21 protein-coding genes, 1 rRNA gene and 1 pseudogene are annotated in these 21,964 nt (G+C 46.4%); 18 read left to right on the top strand and 5 right to left on the bottom strand.

From position 1 onward, the window contains the following. Nucleotides 1–182: 182 nt before the first annotated feature. Genes KI350_RS17500 through KI350_RS17490 form a run of 3 tightly spaced genes read left to right on the top strand, consistent with a single transcriptional unit; the run spans nt 183 to nt 4,094 of the window. Entirely contained in the window at nt 183–1,142 is a 960-nt protein-coding gene (locus KI350_RS17500) for a glycosyltransferase family 2 protein (protein WP_020450623.1), read from the top strand. Further along, nucleotides 1,111–1,512 (top strand): GtrA family protein, encoded by a 402-nt coding sequence (locus KI350_RS17495; protein ID WP_020450624.1) that lies wholly within the window; start codon nt 1,111–1,113, stop codon nt 1,510–1,512. Before KI350_RS17500 ends, KI350_RS17495 begins: the two co-directional genes overlap by 32 nt. Continuing rightward, nucleotides 1,509–4,094, top strand: coding sequence for a YfhO family protein (locus tag KI350_RS17490; protein ID WP_105980824.1), 2,586 nt, complete (start codon nt 1,509–1,511; stop codon nt 4,092–4,094). The genes KI350_RS17495 and KI350_RS17490 overlap by 4 nt, the downstream gene beginning before the upstream one ends. Here KI350_RS17490 and KI350_RS17485 read toward each other — a convergent pair. Further along, the gene (locus KI350_RS17485; protein ID WP_023855996.1) at nt 4,091–5,074 is read right to left on the bottom strand and encodes a metal-dependent hydrolase; all 984 of its coding nucleotides are present in this window, start codon (nt 5,072–5,074) and stop codon (nt 4,091–4,093) included. The two genes, KI350_RS17490 and KI350_RS17485, sit on opposite strands and share 4 nt — an antisense overlap. Nucleotides 5,075–5,284: 210 nt before the next feature. Here KI350_RS17485 and mutY point away from each other — a divergent pair, with 210 nt between their 5' ends. Then, entirely contained in the window at nt 5,285–6,370 is a 1,086-nt protein-coding gene (mutY, locus tag KI350_RS17480) for an A/G-specific adenine glycosylase (protein WP_065644622.1), read from the top strand. A 25-nt stretch (nt 6,371–6,395) separates the two neighbouring features. Here mutY and KI350_RS17475 read toward each other — a convergent pair whose 3' ends face one another. Continuing rightward, nucleotides 6,396–6,620 (bottom strand): hypothetical protein, encoded by a 225-nt coding sequence (locus tag KI350_RS17475; RefSeq protein ID WP_065644623.1) that lies wholly within the window; start codon nt 6,618–6,620, stop codon nt 6,396–6,398. Between the two features lie 83 nt (nt 6,621–6,703). Between KI350_RS17475 and fabL the strand changes: the two genes are divergently transcribed. The 10 genes and pseudogenes from fabL to KI350_RS17425 all read left to right on the top strand — a co-directional run bounded on the left by fabL (nt 6,704) and on the right by KI350_RS17425 (nt 16,198). Next, entirely contained in the window at nt 6,704–7,456 is a 753-nt protein-coding gene (fabL, locus tag KI350_RS17470; protein WP_020450629.1) for an enoyl-[acyl-carrier-protein] reductase FabL, read from the top strand. Between the two features lie 83 nt (nt 7,457–7,539). Beyond that, nucleotides 7,540–7,689: pseudogene (locus KI350_RS17465) on the top strand (gamma-type small acid-soluble spore protein); the annotation flags it as partial. A gap of 174 nt (nt 7,690–7,863) precedes the next feature. Beyond that, nucleotides 7,864–8,109, top strand: a complete 246-nt coding sequence (locus KI350_RS17460; protein ID WP_003179940.1) for a YgaB family protein — start codon at nt 7,864–7,866, stop codon at nt 8,107–8,109. A gap of 163 nt (nt 8,110–8,272) precedes the next feature. Continuing rightward, entirely contained in the window at nt 8,273–8,803 is a 531-nt protein-coding gene (gene ntdP / locus KI350_RS17455) for a nucleoside tri-diphosphate phosphatase (protein ID WP_003179942.1), read from the top strand. A 75-nt stretch (nt 8,804–8,878) separates the two neighbouring features. Then, on the top strand, nt 8,879–10,621 hold the full coding sequence (locus tag KI350_RS17450; protein WP_065644624.1) for an ABC transporter ATP-binding protein: 1,743 nt from the start codon (nt 8,879–8,881) through the stop codon (nt 10,619–10,621). A gap of 130 nt (nt 10,622–10,751) precedes the next feature. After that, the gene (locus KI350_RS17445) at nt 10,752–11,732 is read left to right on the top strand and encodes an ABC transporter ATP-binding protein (protein WP_025810168.1); all 981 of its coding nucleotides are present in this window, start codon (nt 10,752–10,754) and stop codon (nt 11,730–11,732) included. Next, on the top strand, nt 11,729–12,685 hold the full coding sequence (locus tag KI350_RS17440; protein ID WP_212930545.1) for an ABC transporter ATP-binding protein: 957 nt from the start codon (nt 11,729–11,731) through the stop codon (nt 12,683–12,685). The genes KI350_RS17445 and KI350_RS17440 overlap by 4 nt, the downstream gene beginning before the upstream one ends. Beyond that, nucleotides 12,682–14,280, top strand: coding sequence for an ABC transporter substrate-binding protein (locus tag KI350_RS17435; RefSeq protein ID WP_212930544.1), 1,599 nt, complete (start codon nt 12,682–12,684; stop codon nt 14,278–14,280). Before KI350_RS17440 ends, KI350_RS17435 begins: the two co-directional genes overlap by 4 nt. 13 nt (nt 14,281–14,293) lie before the next feature. Beyond that, a complete protein-coding gene (locus tag KI350_RS17430) occupies nt 14,294–15,295 on the top strand; it encodes an ABC transporter permease (RefSeq protein WP_212930543.1) in 1,002 nt (333 codons plus the stop codon). 12 nt (nt 15,296–15,307) lie between these two features. Then, complete coding sequence (locus KI350_RS17425; protein WP_020450635.1) at nt 15,308–16,198, top strand: ABC transporter permease; 891 nt, start codon at nt 15,308–15,310, stop codon at nt 16,196–16,198. Nucleotides 16,199–16,228: 30 nt separating this feature from the next. Here KI350_RS17425 and KI350_RS17420 read toward each other — a convergent pair whose 3' ends face one another. Both KI350_RS17420 and KI350_RS17415 read right to left on the bottom strand, forming a co-directional pair. Then, on the bottom strand, nt 16,229–17,299 hold the full coding sequence (locus KI350_RS17420) for an FUSC family protein (protein WP_020450637.1): 1,071 nt from the start codon (nt 17,297–17,299) through the stop codon (nt 16,229–16,231). Nucleotides 17,300–17,550: 251 nt separating this feature from the next. Next, nucleotides 17,551–18,849 carry a glutamate-1-semialdehyde 2,1-aminomutase gene (locus KI350_RS17415; RefSeq protein ID WP_065643907.1) on the bottom strand — a complete coding sequence of 433 codons (1,299 nt, stop codon included), beginning with the start codon at nt 18,847–18,849 and terminating at the stop codon, nt 17,551–17,553. Nucleotides 18,850–19,004: 155 nt separating this feature from the next. Between KI350_RS17415 and bcp the strand changes: the two genes are divergently transcribed. Both bcp and perR read left to right on the top strand, forming a co-directional pair. Further along, complete coding sequence (gene bcp / locus KI350_RS17410) at nt 19,005–19,478, top strand: thioredoxin-dependent thiol peroxidase (protein WP_023855987.1); 474 nt, start codon at nt 19,005–19,007, stop codon at nt 19,476–19,478. Between the two features lie 212 nt (nt 19,479–19,690). After that, on the top strand, nt 19,691–20,128 hold the full coding sequence (gene perR, locus KI350_RS17405) for a peroxide-responsive transcriptional repressor PerR (RefSeq protein ID WP_003179961.1): 438 nt from the start codon (nt 19,691–19,693) through the stop codon (nt 20,126–20,128). 48 nt (nt 20,129–20,176) lie between these two features. On the opposite strand, the gene KI350_RS17400 is transcribed toward perR, so the two are convergent. Then, nucleotides 20,177–20,524 carry a YgzB family protein gene (locus KI350_RS17400; protein ID WP_020450640.1) on the bottom strand — a complete coding sequence of 116 codons (348 nt, stop codon included), beginning with the start codon at nt 20,522–20,524 and terminating at the stop codon, nt 20,177–20,179. Nucleotides 20,525–20,743: 219 nt separating this feature from the next. On the opposite strand from KI350_RS17400, the gene KI350_RS17395 reads away from it, so the two are divergent. Both KI350_RS17395 and KI350_RS17390 read left to right on the top strand, forming a co-directional pair. Next, nucleotides 20,744–21,628: a nucleotidyltransferase-like protein gene (locus tag KI350_RS17395; RefSeq protein ID WP_020450641.1), complete on the top strand. Its 885-nt coding sequence runs from the start codon at nt 20,744–20,746 to the stop codon at nt 21,626–21,628. A 209-nt stretch (nt 21,629–21,837) separates the two neighbouring features. Continuing rightward, nucleotides 21,838–21,964: ribosomal RNA gene (locus tag KI350_RS17390) — 16S ribosomal RNA — on the top strand; the annotation flags it as partial.

Below are 21,964 nucleotides of genomic sequence, written 5' to 3'. Positions count from 1 at the left end.
AGCAATATCATTTTTTTACCACTTGTTCATAGATGTCTGATATAATGACAAAATAATCTTGTAGAAAATAGTACAGCGTGCCCACAGTTTTCCTTTTGTTGTGTGGGAAGCGGCTAGATGCAAGTATCCTGCCAAACGGATGCCGGATGCAATTTTATTATGTCCAAAAGAGGTGCCTTTAAGTGAAGAGAGGATTCGTTTCAATCATTATTCCTTCATACAATGAAGCAAGCAATATTAAATTGATTTATGAATCGTTGAGGAACGAATTTCAATCCATTGATTATGATTATGAAATTTATTACATAAATGATGGAAGCACTGATCAAACATTGGAGGAAATTAAAAAGCTAGCCGAAAAAAGCGAGCGTGTGAAATATATTTCGTTTTCACGGAATTTCGGCAAGGAGGCAGCCATCCTTGCCGGTTTTCAGCATGCCCGCGGCGATGCCGTTGTAGTGATGGATGCGGATTTGCAGCACCCGACATACCTCCTGCACGATTTTATTAAAGGGTATGAGGAAGGCTATGATCAAGTGGTCGCCCAGCGCAACAGAAAGGGAGACAACCCTGTGCGCTCCTACTTGTCGTCCCTTTATTACCGCTTTATCAATAATGCGGTGGAAGTCGATTTAAGGGACGGCGTCGGCGATTTTCGTCTTTTAAGCAGAAAAGCCGTCAATGCGATGCTGAAGCTGAGCGAAGGCAACAGGTTCTCAAAAGGGCTGTTTTGCTGGATCGGTTTTGACCAAAAGATTGTTTATTACGAGAACGTCGAAAGGAAAAACGGAAAGTCCAAGTGGTCGTTCCGCCACTTGTTGAACTATGGAATCGACGGGGTTGTGTCGTTCAACAACAGACCGCTGAGAATTTGTTTTTACGCCGGTATTTTTATCCTTTTTCTATCGCTTATTTATATCGCTGCGACATTCATCAGAATCTTAAAATACGGTGTGATCGTTCCCGGCTATTTTACGATTATTTCCGCCGTCCTGTTTCTCGGCGGCATCCAGCTTCTCAGCCTCGGAATCATCGGCGAATACATCGGGCGCATTTATTATGAGACGAAAAAGCGGCCTCATTACTTAATACAGGAGGCAAACATCGCTCATGGAGAAACTCATGAAAATCGTGAATCCTGAATTTATTCGCTTCGCCGTCGTCGGTGCAGTGAATACTTTGAATTACTATGCGGTGTATTTGCTGCTGCATGTTTTGCTTCAGTTGAATTATATGGTTTCTCATATTGCCGCTTTTTTCGTCAGTCTTGTGATTTCTTTTTTCTTGAACTGCTATTTTACATTTAAAATCAAGCCGACGCTGGCAAAGTTTTTGCAATTTCCGCTGACACAGCTGTTTAATTTGACGGTATCTTCTTTGTTCGTCTACACGTTTGTGAATTTTTTCAAGATGAACAGTGAGGCAGCACCGCTTGCCTCCATGTTTTTAACCGTTCCTCTGACATTTTTAGTGACAGGGAAGATTTTGAAAAAAGACAGGGGAAGAGTATGAAGAAAACAGTTTTTTTATTTGTGATCGCAAGCGTTGCAGTTTCCTTGGCCGCCCATTCCTTTTTTCTGTATGAATGGGCGCATGACCGCTACATGACTGGGAACGGCGACGGACTTGCACAAATGATTATTTTTAAGTCGTTTCTTTTTGAACAATACAAACAAGGGAACTTCTTTTATTCGTATTCTTTCGGTCTCGGAGGCGGGATCTACAGCCAGCTTGGCTATTATTTCACGACGTCTTTTGTCTTCATCGCTTCATCCGCAGCCATTTTTCTGATGCAGCTTTTGCATTTGGCCGGGGATGCGGACCCTTTGTTCTGGGCGCAGGCCTCTGTATTCATCAGTGTCATTAAGCTAAGCCTGATCATTTTAGCGGCAGCGTATGCGTTAAACGGCATGGTGAAAAACAAGCTTGCCGCCTTTACAGGTGCGGTCTTGTACGGTACGTCGGTCATCTATTTCAGGCACACGGTGTTCTGGGAATTTTTCAGTGACGCCATGCTGTGGCTGCCGCTGCTTGTCGCCGGAGCCGAGAAAGTTATCAGGGAAAAGCGGACAGGACTGTTTATTACGGCTTGTTCTTTAACGCTGATCAATAACTTTTATTTTGCCTATATCAACTTGATTTTCATTGCGATCTATATCATCTTCCGCTGGCTGATCCGGCTAGACCCGGAAAAGGAAGCGCCGAGGTGGAAGCAATTCGGGATGTTCGCCGCTTCATGCCTGATTTCTTTCGGAATCAGCGCGGTTTCCTTTGTGCCTGCAGTTTACGGATTTTTAAACAATTTACGGCCGCCGTATGAACAGGCTGTCGCTGTATACGATCTGACGGACAACATTCTGTTTTCCAGCCGCATTGTCTTGCTGCCGGCTGTCTTTATGCTGTTCTTGTTCGCGTTTTCGTTCTATAAAAATAAAACGTTCAGGCTGTTTGCCTCAATCAGTGTGCTGCTTGTGCTTTTGCACTACAGCCCGCTTGCGGCAAGCGCGTTCAACGGCTTCTCCGCTCCGCAGAACCGCTTTGAATACCTGCTCGCTTTTACGATCGGGGGAGCGGCGGCCGCAGGAATGACCGAACTGAAAAACATCAGGCGGAAAGAGATGATATGGTCCATCCTGCTCGCCCTTCTGGTTTATATCGCGGTCATTTGGCGAAAAGACGTGGATTTATCACTGATGCAAAATTGGAGCATGCTTGTGCTTCTGTTCCTGACAATCGCCATCTTTACGGCGGCGGGGTTTCAATATAAGAAATCGCAGCTTTTTTTGCAAGCCTGCATTTTATTATCGTCCGTTCTCGTGGCGAACACGTATCAGAAATATGTTCTGTCTGAGTCAAGCGGCATTAAAGACGTCACAAAAAGCTATTTGACCAGCAATGAGTACAATGGCGAAGAACAGCGCCGCCTCTTAAACAACATTCGAAAAGACGATGACGGTGACCCGTATACAAGAATCGACTGGATGAACGGCGTGCGCAACAATACTCCGCTGATGCAGGATTTTAACGGCTTCAGCGCCTACTCAAGCATTCTCAATCGCGATCTTCTCCTGTTTTATTGGGAAGACCTGCAAATCGATATGGGAAGGGAAAGCGTCAGCCGCTACGCATCGATGGGCGACCGGGCCAACTTGTACAGCTTGCTGTACGGCAAGTATTACATGACGGAAAAAGAGAATGCCGCCAATGTTCCGTACGGGTTTATCAAAACGGATGAATCAGAGCACTACGCGGTCTATAAAAACAAATACACCATGCCGTTTATCCGGACCGCGCGGACAGTATTTACGGAAAAAGATTTAGCGGATGCGCCTGTTTTAGCGCGGGAGCATGCGATGCTTGAAGGAATCGTGCTTGAGAATGGCGATGATGGAAAAGTGCAGCCGCCGGACGTTCCTGATTTGATGAAGCAGACGAAGCTGAAAACCGAAGGGGCGAGCTATCATAACGGCGTCCTCGACGTCACCGCCGAAAATGGCGGCATCGATCTCATTCCCGAAGGCGGGCTCCCGAAAGAAGGCGACTATTATGTCGGATTTTATTTAAAAAGCCTTGCAAAAGACCAATTCTTTAACTTGCGGGTCAATGATTATGTAACATCAAGAAAATCGAACGAGTCGATTTACAAAACAGGTGTTTACGATTTAACGATCAGGGTCCCGAAAACAGATAAAATTTCAATCAGGCTGCCAAAAGGGAAATATCAATTGGACCATTTGAGCCTGCACCAGGAAGACTATCAATTGCTGAAAAAAGCGGCCGCCCAAAAAGCGCCGGCCGCCGACTTGGACTGGCGGAACAATCAAGTGTCCATCAGCTTTGACAATCAAAATGGAGACCGCTACATGGTCCTGCCGGTTCCGTACGAAAAAGGCTGGGAAGTCACTGTAAACGGAAAACCGCAAACCGTCCATAAGGCAAATTACGCGTTTATCGGATTTTCAATAGAAAAAGGGAAAAACGACATCCGGCTCGTTTATTACCCGCCGTACTTCAAAGCTGCCTTGGCCGTGACAGTCATCAGCCTCATCATCGGAATCTGGTACGGCAGAAGGAGAAAAAAGCTTGGCTCTTAAACAGAGCCAAGCTTTAATTTTTTCTGAAGTTTTTCCTCGCTGAAAATCCATCCCGTATAGGAGGTGATTAATTCGAGCGTGTCTCTGTCGATGTGCGCGATCGCCACGAAAGGGTAGTGTCCTTTGCTGCGGTATCGCAGATCGATAAAGCGGACTTCGTAGTGATCCTTATACGTATCGATCTCCCATTTGTAAACCGGTGAGAATGAAAGAAACGCCGAAATGTTCTTATCCTGTTTCGCCGCTTTCATCACGTTCGTATCCGGCACAGGCACCCTGTTGAAGGTGTCGACGATGACGACGTTTCCGTCCATGCTTCGTCCGACGTAAAAAGCCGATTTTGCTTTGACGGCAATTCGCCACTGCCTGAATTTCATCGTAGGCGAAATAATGATTTCTTCAATATCTTCGATTTTTTCACGGAGCTCATGCTTGATGTTCCTCTGCATGAAATACCTCACCAGATAATAACCGGCCAAGACGATGTAAAGAGCCAAAAATGTATAGCCCTGATGAGCGCCTGCCAGCCAAAAGGCGATGGCTATGAGATGGCTGACGAAAATAAACGGATCAAATGTATTAATCAAGCCGAGCGCTACCCATTTCCTTGAAAAAGGTCTGATCGCCTGTGTTCCGTATGCATTAAAAATATCCACGAACACATGAAGCGCGACCGCGGCAAAGGTCCAAAGCCACAGGTGAAGCAGATTGGCTTCGGGATAAAAGAGCATGAGAATGCCCGGAATCATCAGCGACCAGGCGAGAACAGCGGGGATGGAATGGGTGAATCCCCTGTGGTGCCTAATATAAACAGCGTTGTTTTTCAATTTCAAAACGGTATCGATATCCGGAGCCTGAGATCCGGCGATTGTCGCAATCATCACGGCTTGAGCCATTGATGGGTCCATTCCGACAACTGGATCAAGCGTCGCAATGCCTCCGAGTGCAACGCCCATGACAACATGTGTGCCAGTATCCATTGGTGACCTCCCCTAATGGTGCTAGAAAATCATTTTATTTTCCAAAAACAGAACGAACGAACGACGGACCTTGCCTGAAATATTTAACGCTTTTGCTTTCTTCACTTTTAATGTAACATGTTATCGTATATGCATATAGTTTACAACAAAAAGCCGAAGTAACAAAAGATCGGTATGCAAATGTGACGTGCACAGGCAAGGAGAAGTTTCATGATGGATCTGCAAAAGAAATTACAGCAAAAAAACATCAAACAATTTCAAGAAGATTTAATTTCTTGGTATGAGCAAGAAAAACGGGATCTGCCATGGCGCTCAGACAGCGACCCTTATAAGGTATGGGTGTCAGAAGTGATGCTTCAGCAGACGAGAGTGGATACGGTGATTCCTTACTTCAACAACTTTATCGAAAAATTCCCGACCGTTGAAGCGCTCGCTGAAGCCGACGAAGAAAAAGTGCTTAAAGCCTGGGAAGGACTGGGATACTATTCAAGAGTTCGGAACTTGCAGAGCGCTGTCAGGGAAGTCCACGAACGATACGGAGGAGTGGTTCCTCCTTCAAAAGAGGAATTCGGCAGCTTAAAAGGTGTCGGCCCTTATACAAGAGGCGCGGTGCTAAGCATCGCCTACAATCAGCCGGTACCCGCGGTGGACGGAAATGTCATGCGGGTGATGTCACGGATTCTTTCCGTATGGGATGATATCGCAAAGCCTAAAACCAAAACCCTGTTTGAAAAAATTGTCGAAGCGTTTATTTCTGAAGAAAAACCGTCCGAATTTAACCAGGGGCTGATGGAGCTTGGCGCTGTCATCTGTACGCCGAAATCGCCGTCCTGCCTTCTCTGTCCCGTCCGAGAGCACTGTTCCGCTTTTGCAGAAGGCTGTGAAAAAGAGCTTCCGGTTAAAAGCAAAAAGAAAAAACCCTCGGTAAAAACTCTTGCAGCCGTTGTCCTGACTGATGAAGAAGGATACATCTATATCCATAAAAGACCGGCATCAGGCCTTTTGGCAAACCTTTGGGAATTCCCGAACACAGAAACGCAGAAAGGGCTGAAGCACGAGCGCGAGCAGCTTGCGGCTTTTTTGAAAGAAGCAGCCGGAATAGAAGCTGAAATCGGTCCGCTTGAAGGAATCGTAGAACACGTGTTTACACACCTTGTCTGGAACATTTCTGTCTTTTTCGGGAAAACGCTCGATCAACCGGATGATTCATACTTTAAAAAGGTCACGAAAGAAGAGCTCACTGAATATGCCTTCCCGGTTTCACATCAGAAAATATGGAATATGTATATGAAATAGGCAGCTTGACTGTGCATGCTGCCCGTTAGTCGTACTGGATGGCGGTGCCGTGCGTATAATCGGCTTCCTGGCGGCGCAGTCCGCCTCTTGCTTGGATTTCTTTCACAACCTCCAGGTACTCGGCATGCCCTTCTTCATTGAGGAATGGCATGATTTGCTGGAAGGCGCGGTGAAAATAGAGAAGCTCCGCATCTTTCCACTCGTTTTTCGGCGTGTGGTCGAGCTCGCTCATATCGCGTCCTACGTACATAAGGCGAATGCCTCCTTTTTTGATCGTGTTATAAGCTATTTTTTATCAGATTTTCAATCACTATACTAGGAGATGAATGACAGATGGAACAAAGAAAATGTGCCCTTATTACAGGAAGCAGCCGCGGCGTCGGCAAAGCAGCCGCTTTGAGGCTTGCCGAAAACGGCTACAATATCGTCATCAACTATGCGAGAAGCAAAAAAGCGGCCCTTGAGACGGCTGAAGAAATCGAAAAACTCGGTGTCAAAGCATTGGTCGTCAAGGCGAATGTCGGGCAGCCGGCGAAAATAAAAGATATGTTTCAGCAAATCGAGGAAGCGTTCGGCAGACTGGACGTGTTCGTCAACAATGCTGCATCCGGCGTATTACGCCCCGTCATGGAGCTTGAGGAAAGCCATTGGGACTGGACGATGAACATCAATGCGAAAGCTCTGCTATTCTGCGCGCAGGAAGCGGCAAAGCTGATGGAGAAAACGGGAGGCGGCCACATTGTGAGCATCAGTTCGCTCGGTTCGATCCGTTATTTGGAAAACTATACGACAGTCGGCGTTTCAAAAGCTGCGCTTGAATCATTGACAAGATATCTCGCTGTTGAGCTTGCGGCGAAAAACATCATCGTCAATGCGGTTTCCGGAGGCGCGATCGATACAGACGCCCTGAAGCACTTCCCGAACCGCGAAGAACTTTTGGAAGATGCCCGGCAAAATACGCCTGCCGGCCGCATGGTTGAGATTAGCGACATGGTCGATGCGGTGGAATTTTTAACGTCAGGGAAAGCGGATATGATCCGCGGACAGACGATCATTATTGACGGCGGCCGTTCACTGCTCGTGTAAATTTTTCGCGTTCAATGAATAGGATATCATCCTCCTGCACAATCTAATGGTCGTGGAGGTGATATACAATGGCTAACCAACAATCCAAAACAAACGCACAAAAAGTAAGACAACAAAACCAAGCTTCTGCACAAGGTGGTCAGTTCGGCACTGAATTTGCCAGCGAAACTGACGCGCAGCAAGTAAGACAAAATAACCAACAAGCTGAGCAAAAAAAACAGCAAAACAGCTAATCACTGAAACAGGAAAAAGCACTTCACCATCGGATGAGGTGCTTTTTTCTTTTCGTTTTTTGATCCGACAAAACATCCGAATCTTAGCCACAATCAGTCAAAGGACATCCGGCATGTATAGAGAAATGTTAGTTAGGCAATAAATGGAGTAGAGCATAGAATGGAGGATCCCGAATGCCGGAATTTGAAAACTTGGTTCAGGGGCAGATGGAGATTATGGATAAGCTGCTGTATCTGCAAGCGGAGATTGAAAGATGCCAGAAAATTGAAAAAGAATTGGCTGCCCTTGAAAAGAAAGCCCAGCTTTTATCGATCCGGGAAGATATATCCCAGAAGCGGAAAGATCTTGCTCAAATTCAGGATTTATTCCAAAAGCAGACGGAGCAGGTGATTCAGGCTTATCAAAGAATCGAAGCATGAGCCTCTCTTTATCGTTTTTAGAAAAGAGCCATTCCTGTTCGGGAGTGGCTGTTTTATTTTCATTTTTTATTTTCAAACGTTATAATAAATAAAAGAACTGTCGGACAGGCGATGTGACACACTGACTTGTAAGGCTTTTGCAAAGAAAGTAGGGGAGAAAAACATGGGCTTTCCCAAGGAAGGAGAAACCATTCAAATTCATAGCTATAAGCACAATGGACAGATTCATCGGATTTGGAATGAAACAACGATTTTAAAAGCAACGGAATTGTGCATCATCGGCGCCAATGACCGGACAATGGTCACAGAATCTGACGGCCGGACATGGGTGACGCGAGAGCCCGCAATTTGTTATTTCCATGCAAAGCAGTGGTTTAACGTCATCGGCATGCTTCGCGAAGACGGGATCTATTACTATTGCAACATCAGTTCGCCGTTTGCTTTGGACGATGAAGCCATCAAATACATCGACTATGATTTAGACGTGAAAGTCTTTCCGGATATGACGTATCATATTCTTGATGAAGATGAGTACGCGGATCATAAAAAGGCGATGAATTATCCGAAGGAAATCGACGGCATTTTAAGGTACCACTTAAATACGTTGCTGCATTGGATACACCAAAGAAAAGGCCCGTTTGCATCTGAATTTATTGATATTTGGTATGAACGGTATTTGCATTATACAAAATAAACCTGAAAAACCTGTTGAGACCAACAGGTTTTTTGCGGTGTACTCACACATCAAGATATAGAGGGGGGAAGACGTGTGGGGGTAATCAGAAGGTACATGGAATTTGTGAAGCCGTATAAATGGAAAATCGTTTTGACGGTTTTAATCGGTATTATTAAATTTTCTATTCCGCTGGTCATCCCGCTTCTGCTGAAATACGTCGTTGACGACATCATCCAGGGGAGCGGAACCACTGAAGAAAAAACATCCACATTATTCATGGTAATGGCGGTTATGTTCGCCATTTTTTTGGTGCTTCGGCCGCCTGTCGAATACTATCGGCAATATTTCGCACAGTGGACGGCAAGCAAGGTGCTTTATGATATCAGGGACAAGCTGTTTGCACACATTCAAAAGCTGAGCCTCAGGTATTATGCAAACACCCGCGCAGGAGAAATCATTTCAAGGGTCATCAACGATGTCGAGCAGACAAAGGAATTTGTCATCATCGGGTTGATGAACGTATGGCTTGACGTGATGACGATTTTTATCGCCATCGCCATCATGCTGACGATGGATGTGAAGCTGACGCTTATTTCGATCGTGCTGTTTCCGCTTTACGGACTGTCTGTTAAATTCTTCTACGGCAGGCTCAGAAAGCTGACGAGAGAACGTTCCCAGGCGCTGGCCGAGGTGCAGGGCCACCTTCATGAAAGGGTTCAGGGGATGCCTGTCATCAGGAGTTTTGCGATCGAGGATTATGAACAGAAGCAATTTGATCACGAGAACGCGAATTTTCTCGGCAAAGCAATCCGCCATACGGCCTGGAATGCCAAAACGTTTGCCGTCGTCAATACGGTTACAGACCTCGCTCCGCTGATCATCATTACGGTTGCGGGTTACCATGTGATTCACGGGTCCCTTACTGTAGGAACGATGGTGGCGTTTTTCGGATATATTGAACGCCTCTACAACCCGCTGCGCCGCCTGATCAATTCATCGACAACATTGACGCAGTCGATCGCATCGATGGACAGGCTGTTTGAATTTATTGATGAACCGTATGAATTAAAAGATAAACCCAATGCTGTAAAAGCAGAGCGGTTAAAAGGAATTGTTGAATTTAAAAACGTTTCCTTCCAATACGAAAAATCGGAAGAAATGATTTTGCAGAATCTTTCTTTGAAAGCCGAACGGGGCGAAACGGTCGCGCTCGTCGGAATGAGCGGAGGCGGCAAATCGACGCTCGTCAGCCTCATTCCGAGATTCTACGATGTCTCAGCCGGAAGCCTAGAGATCGACGGCATCGATGTGCGCGATTATCAGGCGCAGAGCCTTAGAAACCAAATCGGCATGGTGCTTCAGGATACATTTTTATTCAGCGAATCGGTACGTGAAAACATATCGATCGGAAATCCCGAAGCTTCGATGGAAGACATCATTGAAGCGGCAAAAGCCGCGAATGCCCACGATTTTATTATGGAACTGCCGCAAGGCTATGATACAAAGGTCGGAGAAAGGGGCGTCAAGCTGTCCGGAGGCCAAAAACAGCGGATATCAATCGCCAGGGTGTTCCTGAAGAATCCGCCTCTCTTAATTTTGGATGAAGCGACATCAGCGCTTGACCTTGAAAGCGAGCACTATATCCAGGAAGCGATGGAAAAGCTCGCGAAAGACCGGACGACCTTTATCGTTGCCCACAGATTGTCGACGATTACCCACGCTGACAAAATCGTCGTCATCGAAAACGGACGTGTCGCGGAAGCCGGCACACATGATGAATTAATGAGCCGCGACGGCCACTATAAGCATTTATTCACCATTCAAAAATTAAACTAAAACCGCCAAAAGCCTGACTTTCGTTTGAAGCCGAACGATTGTCAGGCTTTTTCTTTCCCTGCAAATTTCGTACATATTTCCTATCTCGTCTAAATACAATTTAAAAAATACAAGCTCCGGAGGTGTATAAGTGACAAAAGAAAAATTGCTTGAAGTATCGGATTTATCGATTTCGTTTCACCAGAAAAAGTCTGAAACCCCGATTGTGCAAGGCATTTCTTTCGATCTCCATCCCGGAGAAATCATGGGAGTCGTCGGAGAGTCCGGCTGCGGCAAGAGCGTCACCTCTTTGGCTTTAATGGGGCTGAACGCAAACACCCGGACGACGGGCCGGATCAAGTTTCAAAACAAAGATCTTCTCATGCAGTCTGAAAAAGAATGGAGACAGATGCGCGGCAATGACATCGCAATGGTTTTTCAAGAGCCGATGACCTCCCTCAACCCCCTTTTCACAATTGGCGATCAATTAACAGAAGCACTCTCCAGCCATACCAATATTCATAAAAAAGAAGCAAGAAGAAAAGCCGTTCAAATGCTGGAAACCGTCGGCCTGCCGAGGGCGGACCAGCTGATGAAGCAGTATCCCCACGAACTGTCGGGAGGCATGAGGCAGCGGGTCATGATCGCAATGGCATTAATTTGCGAACCGAAGCTGCTGATCGCCGATGAACCGACAACAGCTCTCGACGTCACCATCCAGGCCCAGATTCTGTCCCTGCTGAAAAAGCTCAATGCCGAATTTAACACAGCCATTCTCCTCATTACCCACGACCTTGGCGTCGTTCACAATACATGTGAACGCGTGATGATCATGTATGCCGGCCGGATCGTTGAAGAGGGCGGTGTCACCGCTGTTTTTGACAGTCCGAAACACCCTTATACAAAAGGCTTGTTCGCCTCTATTCCGGCATTCACAGTCAAATCCGAGCGGCTGTCTTCGATTGAGGGGCAGGTGCCGAAGCCGGGATCGATTAAAAAAGGCTGTATGTTTGCGCCGCGATGCCCCCATAAACATGAACGCTGCATTGAAGAAGCGCCCGGATTGAACAAGCTGAAGGATGATCATGCTGTAAGCTGCTTTCTCTATGAAGAGGAAGGTGTTTTCACATGAATCGCGAACTGCTGAGCGTTCAAGAGCTGAAAACGTATTACCGCGTGTCCCGTAAGAAAATCGTGAAAGCGGTCGATGATGTTACTCTGTCAGTTAAAAAAGGCGAAATCTTAGGGATCGTCGGTGAATCAGGCTGTGGAAAATCAACCTTGGGAAAATCGATATTGCGGCTGACCGAGCCGACTGCGGGAAAGGTGACATTTCTCGGGCAAGAGATGACCGGCCTTAATGCAAAAGAGCTTCGCAACATGAGAAGGCATATACAAATGATTTTTCAAGATCCGTACGCTTCGTTAAATCCGCGCATGAAAATAAAGGATATTTTGGAAGAACCGCTGATCGTTCATCAACTCGGAACGAAGGCGGAAAGGAGAGAAGTCGTGCGCTCGATGCTTGAAATTGTCGGCCTTGATGCTTCATACGGCGACCGCTACGCACACCAATTCAGCGGCGGTCAGAGGCAAAGGATCGGCATTGCAAAAGCGCTGATCACAAAGCCAAAACTGATCATTGCCGATGAACCTGTTTCCGCGCTTGATGTATCCGTTCAGGCGCAGATCTTAAATCTGCTGAATGATCTGCAGGAGGCATTCGATTTAACGTTTCTGTTTATTTCTCACGATCTCGCAGTCGTTCGCTATATCAGCGACAGGGTGGCTGTGATGTATTTCGGAAAGATCGTCGAGATGGCGGACGCCGAATCGTTATTTAGAGAACCGAAACACCCGTATACAGAAACGCTGTTAGCGGCAGTACCGGTCATCGGCAAAGGCGAAGCGGTTCATACGGCACCGGATATTGCCGCGCCCCGCATGAGTGAAAAGGGCTGTCCTTTTTACAGCAGATGCATGAAGCGGGCAGCGGTTTGTCTGGAAGCGGAGCCGCCGCTTGAAGAGACTGCGGACGGGCATTATGCCGCATGTCATTTTACCAATAAGGAGGCTGTAAGATGAAAAAGAAAAGCTGGCTGATCTGTTTGGGAATGATTCTGTCTATTTCCGCTTTTTTAATGGGATGCTCCGGTAACGAAAGCGGAAAAAACGACGGAGGGACGAACGGCGGAAAAGATACGCTGATCATCGGCAGAGGCGGTGATTCAACATCGCTTGATCCGATCACAACGACAGAAGGCGAAGCATTTAAAGTGACGATCAATATGTTTGAAACCTTGCTGAATTACGGAGAACAAGACACTACGCTAAAGGAAGGCCTCGCGGTGAAATGGGACGCTTCAGATGACGGTTTGACCTACACACTGGAGCTGAGGCAAGGCGTGAAATTCCATGACGGAACGGATTTTAATGCAGAAGCCGTCAAATACAATTTTGAGCGGTGGATGAACGGGGATGAAGAAAAATTTCCTTACTACGGCATGTTCGGAGGCTATAAGAAAGATGATGGGCATGTCATCAAAGATATAAAAGTGCTCGGCGACCATAAGATTCAGTTCATTTTAAAACGCCCGCAAGCGCCGTTTTTAAAGAACCTTGCCATGACTTCATTCGGGATTGCAAGTCCTGCCGCGATCGAAAAATACGGCGAAAAATTCAGGGAGCACCCCGTCGGCACGGGCCCTTACAAATTTGTCGAATGGAAGCCGAACGACCGGATCGTCCTTGAAAAAAATGAAGACTATTGGGATCAAGGCAAGCCGAAATTGCAGAAGATCATTTTCAGAGCCATTCCTGAAAACTCAGCCCGCTTAAATGCATTGAAGACGGGCGAAATCGACCTAATGGACGGCGTCAATCCGTCTGATATCGAAAGCATCAAAGCAGACGCCAATCTGAAAATATTTGAAAGGCCTTCAATGAACGTCGGGTATCTCGGAATGACGACGACAAGAAAGCCTTTTGACAATAAGCTGGTCCGCCAGGCGCTGAACCATGCTGTTGATAAACAGGCGATTATCGATTCCTTCTACGGAGGCCTCGCCGAATCTGCCAAAAACCCGCTCCCTCCTTCGCTTGAAGGGTACAACGATCAGATAAAGGAATATCCGTATGATTTAAAAAAGGCAAAAGAACTCTTAAAAGAAGCCGGATTCCCGGACGGGTTTAAAATGAAGCTTTGGGCAATGCCTGTCCCGCGCCCGTATATGCCGGACGGTATGAAAATAGCCGAAGTGATTCAATCAAGCTTCGAAAAAATCGGCGTCAAAACGGAAATCGTCACTTACGACTGGGCGACGTATTTGGATAAAGTGAGTAAAGGGGAAGCCGATGCGTTTTTGATGGGCTGGACCGGAGACAATGGAGATCCGGACAACTTCATTTATACGCTGCTTGATAAAGATAATATCGGCGGTAACAACTATACGTACTTCAGCAATGACGAGCTTCATGACATCTTAATCGAAGCGCAGTCAGATCCTGACCAAAAGAAGAGAAATAAACTGTATCAAGATGCGCAGGAGCTCCTCCATGAAGAATCGCCTTGGGTTCCGCTTGTCCATTCCACGCCGATTTTGGCCGGTTCAAAAGATATCGAAGGATATGCTCCGCATCCGACAGGGAGTGAAGTATTGTCCGGCGTAGAGTTTAAATAGGTGGTGACAGCCATTGCTTGCTTACTGTTTTAAACGGACGGCTATGCTGATCCCCGTTCTCATCGGCATGACACTGGTCGTTTTTTCGATCATCCGCTTTATTCCCGGCAACCCCGCCCAGGTTATTCTCGGTCAGAGGGCGACAAAGGAAGCGGTGCAGCAGCTGACCGTCCAGCTCGGCCTTGATCAGCCGTGGTATGTGCAATACGCCAGATATATCGGGGATTTGCTGAAAGGGGATCTCGGGACATCAATCCGCACGGGAGCGGCGATTACGCAAGAAATAAAGCCGTATTTGTTCGCCACTCTCGAGCTTGCTTTTTTCGCGATGCTGATCGCAGTGTTTGTCGGCGTGAATGCCGGAATCATCAGCGCGTGGTTTAAGAATTCGGTATTCGACTATGTTGCGATGCTGGTTGCTTTAATCGGCGTGTCGATGCCGATTTTTTGGCTCGGTCTGATGGGCCAGTGGTTCTTTTCGATCGAGCTCGGCTGGCTGCCGACAACGGGAAGGGAGAATGTCAGAAATCCGGTCGAAGCCTTTACCTACATTCATACACTGGACACCCTTTTGCACGGAAGGTTTGATCAGTTTGCAGATACCATCCGCCATTTAATTTTGCCGGGAACCGCTCTTGCGACCATTCCCGCCGCGATCATTGCGAGAATTACGAGGGCCAGCATGATAGAGGTGCTGCAGTCCGATTATATCCGCACGGCAAAAGCAAAAGGCGTGCATATGTTTTTCGTTATCTATAAGCACGGTTTAAAAAATGCGTTCATTCCGGTGCTGACCGTCATCGGCCTGCAAACCGGACTTTTACTGGGCGGCGCGATTTTAACGGAGACGATTTTTGCCTGGCCCGGCATCGGCCGGTACATTTATGATGCGATCAGCTACCGCGACTACCCGGTTATCCAATCGGGCATTCTCGTGATCGCCTTCATCTTCGTCATGATTAACTTCATTGTTGATCTGCTGTACGCCGTCATCGATCCGAGAATTAAATATTAGGAGGCGGGAAATGTGGTTGTGCTTCAAAATGAACAGCAGAGGGAGGACGTGAAGGTGCGTTCGCCTTTGGCGGAACATATTCGGCGGTTCTTTGAGCATAAACTGGCTGCCGCCGGCACGATTTTAGTCGCTCTGTTTATCCTGCTGGCCATCTTCGCGCCGCTCATCGCACCCTATGGAATAAACGACCAGTCACTGTCAGACAGGCTTGCCGCTCCGTCTGCTGAACACCTTTTTGGAACGGACGATTTTGGCAGGGATATTTTTTCAAGGGTGCTGTACGGCGCGAGGCTGTCTTTATGGGTCGGCTTTTTCTCCTGTCTGGCATCGGCCTTGGCGGGGACGCTGTTAGGGCTGATCGCCGGTTTTTACGGCAGATGGGCTGATGCGTTGATTTCGCGGCTGTTTGATATCATGCTCGCGTTTCCCAGCATTCTGCTGGCGATCGCCATTGTGGCGATTCTCGGGCCTTCCCTTGAAAATGCCCTGATTGCCATCGCCATCATCAACGTTCCGACGTTTGGCAGGCTCGTTCGTTCAAAAGTGCTCAGCATCAGGCAGGAGGAATATGTCTTATCTGCGCGTGCTGTCGGGATGTCCAATATGAGGATGATGTTTAAACACATTCTTCCCAACAGCATGGCCCCGGTTATCGTTCAAGCGACACTGAATATTGGAACAGCGATTATAGAAGCGGCCGCGCTCGGATTTTTAGGGTTGGGGGCGCAGGCGCCGAACCCGGAGTGGGGAAAAATGCTTGCGGATGCCAGGCCTTATTTGGCACAGGCCCCGTGGACATTATTTTTTCCGGGATTTGCGATCATGCTGACCGTGCTCGGCTTTAATCTGATGGGAGACGGCCTGCGCGACACCCTTGATCCGAAAATGAAGGAAGGAAAATAAAAAAACCGGTTAACGTATTCGTTAACCGGTTTACTCTTCCTCAACTTCAAGCTCGCTGTCTTTTTTGTGGTACGTCTGAAAGCTTGTGAGCAAGGTTTCCAAATGTTCAAGCTGTTCTCGGTATTCTACGGTGCTCGCCATAATGGTCAGCATATTGTAGTCCAACAGTTCTTCTTTCAATTTGTCCTGGTTTTTCAGGAATGATTCGGTCAAGTGCTGTTTGTACACGTCTCCTTCTTCGTGAAGGTCGACGTGATCCTGCGTTTTAATCCTGCCGACGAATCTCATTAAAATTCGCTCGTGCCAATGGAGAAGATAATCAAGCTCTTCGACCAGCGTTTCTTGAAATTCTTCAGGCATATGACAAAACTCGTTTTCAAGCCGGTGCAGTTTTTTCAAAGCATCAAGCGCGCGGTTCGATGCAATGATCGCCTGTCTGAACAGCACGAGCTTTCGCTGTTTTACATATGTGGAACGTTTTAAATAGCTTCTTTCTTCTTTGTAAAGCAAGTAAAGGTGATCGACCTTCATCATTTTTTCTTTCAGCTTTTCAATATCTTCTTTCAGCATGGAGTGTTCCGTTGTCTTCCGCGTCAACAATCTGATCCATTTAATGACTTCATCTGTATTTTCAACAACATGGCTGACGAGCTTCGTTTCATATTTAGGCGGCAGAAAAATCAGGTTGACCAGGAACGCAGACAATACACCCAAAATAACCGTTCCGGTTCTCACCAAGGCAAACCATAAAAAGTTGTCGCCGGAGCTCTCCAATATGGCAATAACGGTGACGAGAGCGATCGAAATTGTATTCTCGATCTTCAGCTTCAGGTTGATCGTAATGACGATTACCGCCGTCAATCCGATGATGATCGGACTGGGTTCGAAAATAAGTCCAAAAATAATGGCTGTGGCAGCTCCGATTATGTTCGCCTGCACTTGATCGACAATCGTCAAAAATGAACGATAGATCGAAGGCTGTATCGCGAAGATAGCCGCGATTCCCGCGAAGACAGGAGTCGGAAGGCCGAGCCAAGACGCGAGGTAAAGCGCAAGCGTAATGGCAATGCCTGTTTTGAAAATACGGGCACCAAGTTTCATTAGGCTGTACTTGCATCCCTTTCTATAATAAAATTCGTTCTTTACAGAAAATGAATTGTATTGAACATTCCCTCTCTGTTAATTTGCCAAACAATAAAGTAATATACAGCGATCTTCCGAAATATTCAACCCATTTTTAAGAAAAAACAAATCATTGACAAAAAAGAAAAACAAGCCGGTGAAAAGTGCCTGTTCACCGCGTTTACAAAGTGCTCCGCATTTGATAAAAAGAGAGCGGACCCGCTCTCTTTTTATATGCGTTGTTTCAATTGTTTAAATGAGTCATCCACGGCTTTAAGCGTTGCTTTAATGTCCTCTTCCGTGTGCGCGGTGGTGATAAACCATGCTTCATATTTTGAAGGCGCAAGATTAACACCGCGCTCAAGCATCAGTTTGAAAAAGGCAGCGAACATTTCTCCGTCCGTATTTTCGGCTTGCTCATAGTTTTCGACTTTTTCGTTCGTAAAGTATACGGTGAGCGCGCCTTTAAGACGGTTGACAGTGATGTTGATGCCGTGGGTTTCGGCGTGTCCCAGGATACCTTCTTCAAGCATAGCGCCGAGGCGGTCAAGTTTTTCGTATGTGCCTTTTTCTTTCAGCACTTCAAGACAGGCGATACCTGAGAGGATCGAAGCCGGATTCCCCGCCATCGTGCCCGCTTGATAAGCAGGTCCGAGCGGTGCGACTTGTTCCATAATCTCTTTTTTGCCTCCGTATGCGCCGATCGGCAGGCCGCCGCCGATGATTTTGCCGAGCGCCGTCAAATCAGGTTTGACGCCAAGAAGATCCTGGGCGCCGCCGTACATAAAGCGGAAGGCGGTGATAACTTCATCATAGATGACAAGCGCTCCTGCATTATGTGTCAGTTCATTGACCTGTTCGAGAAATCCGCTTTTCGGTTCAACGATCCCGAAGTTTCCAACAATCGGTTCAACGAGAACTGCCGCAATATCGTCCCCCCATTTATCGAGCGCTTCTTTATAGCTGTCGATATCATTGAAAGGAACGGTAATCACCTCGTTGGCGATGCTTTTTGGAACCCCCGCTGAATCAGGTGTGCCGAGCGTTGACGGACCTGAACCGGCCGCCACCAGCACAAGATCGGAATGGCCGTGGTAGCAGCCGGCGAACTTGATGATTTTCGTTCTGCCTGTATAGGCCCGGGCGACGCGAATCGTCGTCATCACGGCTTCCGTTCCTGAATTGACGAATCTCACTTTATCCAAGGTAGGAATCGCTTCTTTAAGCATCTTGGCAAATGTCACTTCATGCTTTGTCGGCGTGCCGTAAAGCACCCCGTTCTCAGCAGCTGTTTGAATCGCTTTTGTGATATGCGGGTGAGCGTGACCCGTAATAATCGGTCCGTAGGCGGCAAGATAGTCTATGTATTTGTTGCCGTCTACATCCCAAAAATAAGCGCCGCTTCCCCTTTCCATCGCGACGGGAGAACCGCCGCCGACCGCTTTGTAAGACCTTGAGGGGCTGTTGACGCCTCCGACTATATGTTGAAGAGCTTCTTCATGAAGCTTTTCAGATTGAGTATGCTGCATAATATCCTCCTCATTTCTGCACCTTTTATCTATTTCTATATTGTAACACGAGGCGGACAGAGCGCAAAAAAGAAGCCGCCGAACATTTGATCAAGACGGCGCTGTTTTTTATAATGGGGGAAAGCAAGCGATTAAACATAACAGGAGGCAAAACAATGACTGTTGAAATTGGACAAAAGGTGCCTGATATTGAACTGCTCGGTGATCACGGAGAAAAAGTAAAGCTGTCGGATTTTGAAGGAAAGTATGTCGTGCTCTATTTTTATCCGAAAGATATGACGCCGGGATGCACAACGGAAGCGTGCGATTTCAGAGACCGACATGAAAGCTTTGCTGAACTTGATGCCGTCATCATCGGAGTCAGCCCTGACGACCAGACAAGACATGAAAAATTCAAGCAGAAACACGATCTGCCGTTTCTGCTGCTCGTCGATGATGAACACAAGCTCGCTGAAAGCTTTGACGTATGGAAGCTGAAGAAGAATTTCGGCAAGGAATACATGGGTGTTGAACGGTCGACATTCCTGATTGATAAAGAAGGCCGCCTTGTGAAAGAGTGGCGGAAAGTAAAGGTAAAAGACCATGTCGCAGAAGCGCTTCAAGCAGTAAAAGAAATCGCGGAAGCGTAAAGCTCTTGCGGGAGGCCGGACTGTATTTTAGTTTGGTCTCTTTTTACGCTCATATTCGTCTGTCTGACCGGACATGCTGATCATATCGGCCTTTTTCGCCTTAAAAATAGCTTTTTCACAGGGATTGGAATTGACAAAGATTCTGATCAGGAGTTACACTAATTATAAACGTTATAATGTAAGAATTTTTTTTAGAAGAGAGGTGCATGACGATGGCTGAACATAACCTGAAAGAAGCGTTGGAAGCGTTGAAGGAAACCGGGGTTCGAATTACTCCTCAACGTCATGCCATTCTGGAATTTCTCGTGAATTCTATGTCTCATCCAACTGCAGATGATATATATAAAGCTCTGGAAGGGAAATTTCCAAACATGAGCGTAGCAACGGTTTACAACAATTTGCGGGTTTTTAAGGAATCAGGGCTCGTTAAGGAATTAACGTACGGAGATTCCTCCAGCCGGTTTGACTTCGTGACATCCGAGCATTATCACGCAATTTGCGAACGCTGCGGGAAAATCGTCGACTTTCATTATCCCGGCCTCGACGAAGTGGAGCAGCTGGCTTCACATGTGACAGGATTCAAAGTCAGTCACCATAGACTGGAGATATACGGTTTATGTCAGGAATGCGACAAAAAAGAAAGCCATTAAAAAGAGCTGGCCGCTTTTTTAACGGTCAGCTTATTTTTATTGCAGTATCTACTGAGACTTTCGATTATACGATTCGTTAAACTCTTTTCCTTCGAGGTTTTTATCCAGTGTCAGAGGCTCCCTGCAATGCATGCACATATCGACCCGGCCTAAAATCTTGGTCGGTTTTTCACAGTTTGGACAGACGACTTGAACCGCTTTCGTTGAAAGCATGCCGATCCAAAAATAAACCGCTGTGCTCAACAAGATAGACAATACCCCCAAGATCATAAACACCGACATCAAGAGGATCGAGGACCTAAAAAAGATCCCGACATACATAATAATGAAGCCTATAAATACAAGGCTTAACGCAAACGTTCTGATTTTGTTGATTTTGCTAGAGTATTTTGCCATATCCATCCCCCTGTCTCTAATATAGCATAGAAAAGATGTGTTATTCTTTAATTAAAACGAATCAATTGGAAAATTTCTATAGAGAGTTTTGGGGAAATTGATTATAATAATTCAATGTGTTTTCAAAATAAAGGAGTTTTTATTGGCTCGTAGAAATAGGTAGAAACAAAGAGAGAAGCTTTTAGAGCAACGCATTTACATCGTATTGGAGGAATGGTGATGGAAAATCTTCTCCGTCCGATTTACCAAGAAAGAGCAAGCCGCCCTGACACACTCGCTGTCATGCTGATTGAGAGGAGAAATCAAACCTCATCTGCGACAGATAATTTTGATGCGGCATTGTTGATTATCGTTAATAAGGCTGAAGACCCTGTATTCGTGAAGCATTATGAGTTCGACGGAAAAACGGCTTCTCTTCATATTATTTCTGTTGAACAGCTTCAGGAATGGATTTTGCTCGGAACAAATAGAAGAATCATAGACTGGGTCCTCAATGGAAAGGTGCTTTTCGACCGAAACGAATTTATCGCCAAGCTGATTGAGCAGCTTAATACATTTCCGTTTTCAGAAAGAAAACTAAAAATCGGACTTGAATACGGGAAATTAATCAGAAGATATATAGAAGGGAAATCGTTTTTTGAGGACGGTCAATTTTTGGACGCCTACAATTCCATCGTACACGCCCTCCATCATTTGGCCAGAATCGAAGTGATCGATAAAGGTTTTCACCCAGAAGTTACGGTATGGAACCAAGTCCGCCACATGGAGCCTCAGGTTTATAAATTGTATAAGGAATTAATTGAGAGCAATGAAAGCTTGCAAAAACGGCTGGAGTTATTATTCCTCGCAAGCGATTTTCTCATTCATTCAAAAGCCGAAATCGGGGCCGCACATATTCTCAATGTCATGGATGAAAAAGAGGTTTGGCAATTTGCCGATCTTCTCAAGCATCCGGATCTCAAGTATTTCACGGCAGACCTGGGAGTCATACTGGAGTTCTTGGCTGAAAAGGACTTAGTCGGAGTCAAGCCGATTGAGACAAAGGGCCAAAAGATTTTTCACCGAGGATATTTTATCAAAAAAAGTGTTGACACTAATTTATAACGGTGATATATTATTAAGCGTCGCTGTTAGCGGAACGGTTTTTGAACTGAAAGCAGCAGCGACGAAAAAACAAAAAAACATTTGACACTCCTTGTTGAAAATGTTATACTAATAAAGTCGCTTCGGACAGGAGCGGAAATGATCTTTGAAAACTAAACAAGACAAACGTACCTGTTAAGCACATTTGTTGTGCGTAGTCATTATCAAACTTCATGGAGAGTTTGATCCTGGCTCAGGACGAACGCTGGCGGCGTGCCTAATACATGCAAGTCGAGCGGACAGATGGGAGCTTGCTCCCTGATGTTAGCGGCGGACGGGTGAGTAACACGTGGGTAA

It is taken from the genome of Bacillus sp. J41TS8 (assembly GCF_018333035.1).
Taxonomy (GTDB): domain Bacteria; phylum Bacillota; class Bacilli; order Bacillales; family Bacillaceae; genus Bacillus; species Bacillus paralicheniformis.
The sequence above is the reverse complement of the archived record's forward strand: the minus strand, read 5'-3'. Positions and strand labels throughout refer to the sequence as shown.

What these genes read in the sequence shown, in the direction of transcription:
- KI350_RS17495 (WP_020450624.1), top strand. Translation starts at nt 1,111, where the DNA reads ATGGAGAAACTCATGAAAATCGTGAATCCTGAATTTATTCGCTTCGCC.
- KI350_RS17490 (WP_105980824.1), top strand. Translation starts at nt 1,509, where the DNA reads ATGAAGAAAACAGTTTTTTTATTTGTGATCGCAAGCGTTGCAGTTTCC.
- KI350_RS17485 (WP_023855996.1), bottom strand. Translation starts at nt 5,074, where the DNA reads ATGGATACTGGCACACATGTTGTCATGGGCGTTGCACTCGGAGGCATT.
- mutY (WP_065644622.1), top strand. Translation starts at nt 5,285, where the DNA reads ATGATGGATCTGCAAAAGAAATTACAGCAAAAAAACATCAAACAATTT.
- KI350_RS17475 (WP_065644623.1), bottom strand. Translation starts at nt 6,620, where the DNA reads ATGTACGTAGGACGCGATATGAGCGAGCTCGACCACACGCCGAAAAAC.
- fabL (WP_020450629.1), top strand. Translation starts at nt 6,704, where the DNA reads ATGGAACAAAGAAAATGTGCCCTTATTACAGGAAGCAGCCGCGGCGTC.
- KI350_RS17460 (WP_003179940.1), top strand. Translation starts at nt 7,864, where the DNA reads ATGCCGGAATTTGAAAACTTGGTTCAGGGGCAGATGGAGATTATGGAT.
- ntdP (WP_003179942.1), top strand. Translation starts at nt 8,273, where the DNA reads ATGGGCTTTCCCAAGGAAGGAGAAACCATTCAAATTCATAGCTATAAG.
- KI350_RS17440 (WP_212930545.1), top strand. Translation starts at nt 11,729, where the DNA reads ATGAATCGCGAACTGCTGAGCGTTCAAGAGCTGAAAACGTATTACCGC.
- KI350_RS17435 (WP_212930544.1), top strand. Translation starts at nt 12,682, where the DNA reads ATGAAAAAGAAAAGCTGGCTGATCTGTTTGGGAATGATTCTGTCTATT.
- KI350_RS17420 (WP_020450637.1), bottom strand. Translation starts at nt 17,299, where the DNA reads ATGAAACTTGGTGCCCGTATTTTCAAAACAGGCATTGCCATTACGCTT.
- KI350_RS17415 (WP_065643907.1), bottom strand. Translation starts at nt 18,849, where the DNA reads ATGCAGCATACTCAATCTGAAAAGCTTCATGAAGAAGCTCTTCAACAT.
- bcp (WP_023855987.1), top strand. Translation starts at nt 19,005, where the DNA reads ATGACTGTTGAAATTGGACAAAAGGTGCCTGATATTGAACTGCTCGGT.
- perR (WP_003179961.1), top strand. Translation starts at nt 19,691, where the DNA reads ATGGCTGAACATAACCTGAAAGAAGCGTTGGAAGCGTTGAAGGAAACC.
- KI350_RS17400 (WP_020450640.1), bottom strand. Translation starts at nt 20,524, where the DNA reads ATGGCAAAATACTCTAGCAAAATCAACAAAATCAGAACGTTTGCGTTA.
- KI350_RS17395 (WP_020450641.1), top strand. Translation starts at nt 20,744, where the DNA reads ATGGAAAATCTTCTCCGTCCGATTTACCAAGAAAGAGCAAGCCGCCCT.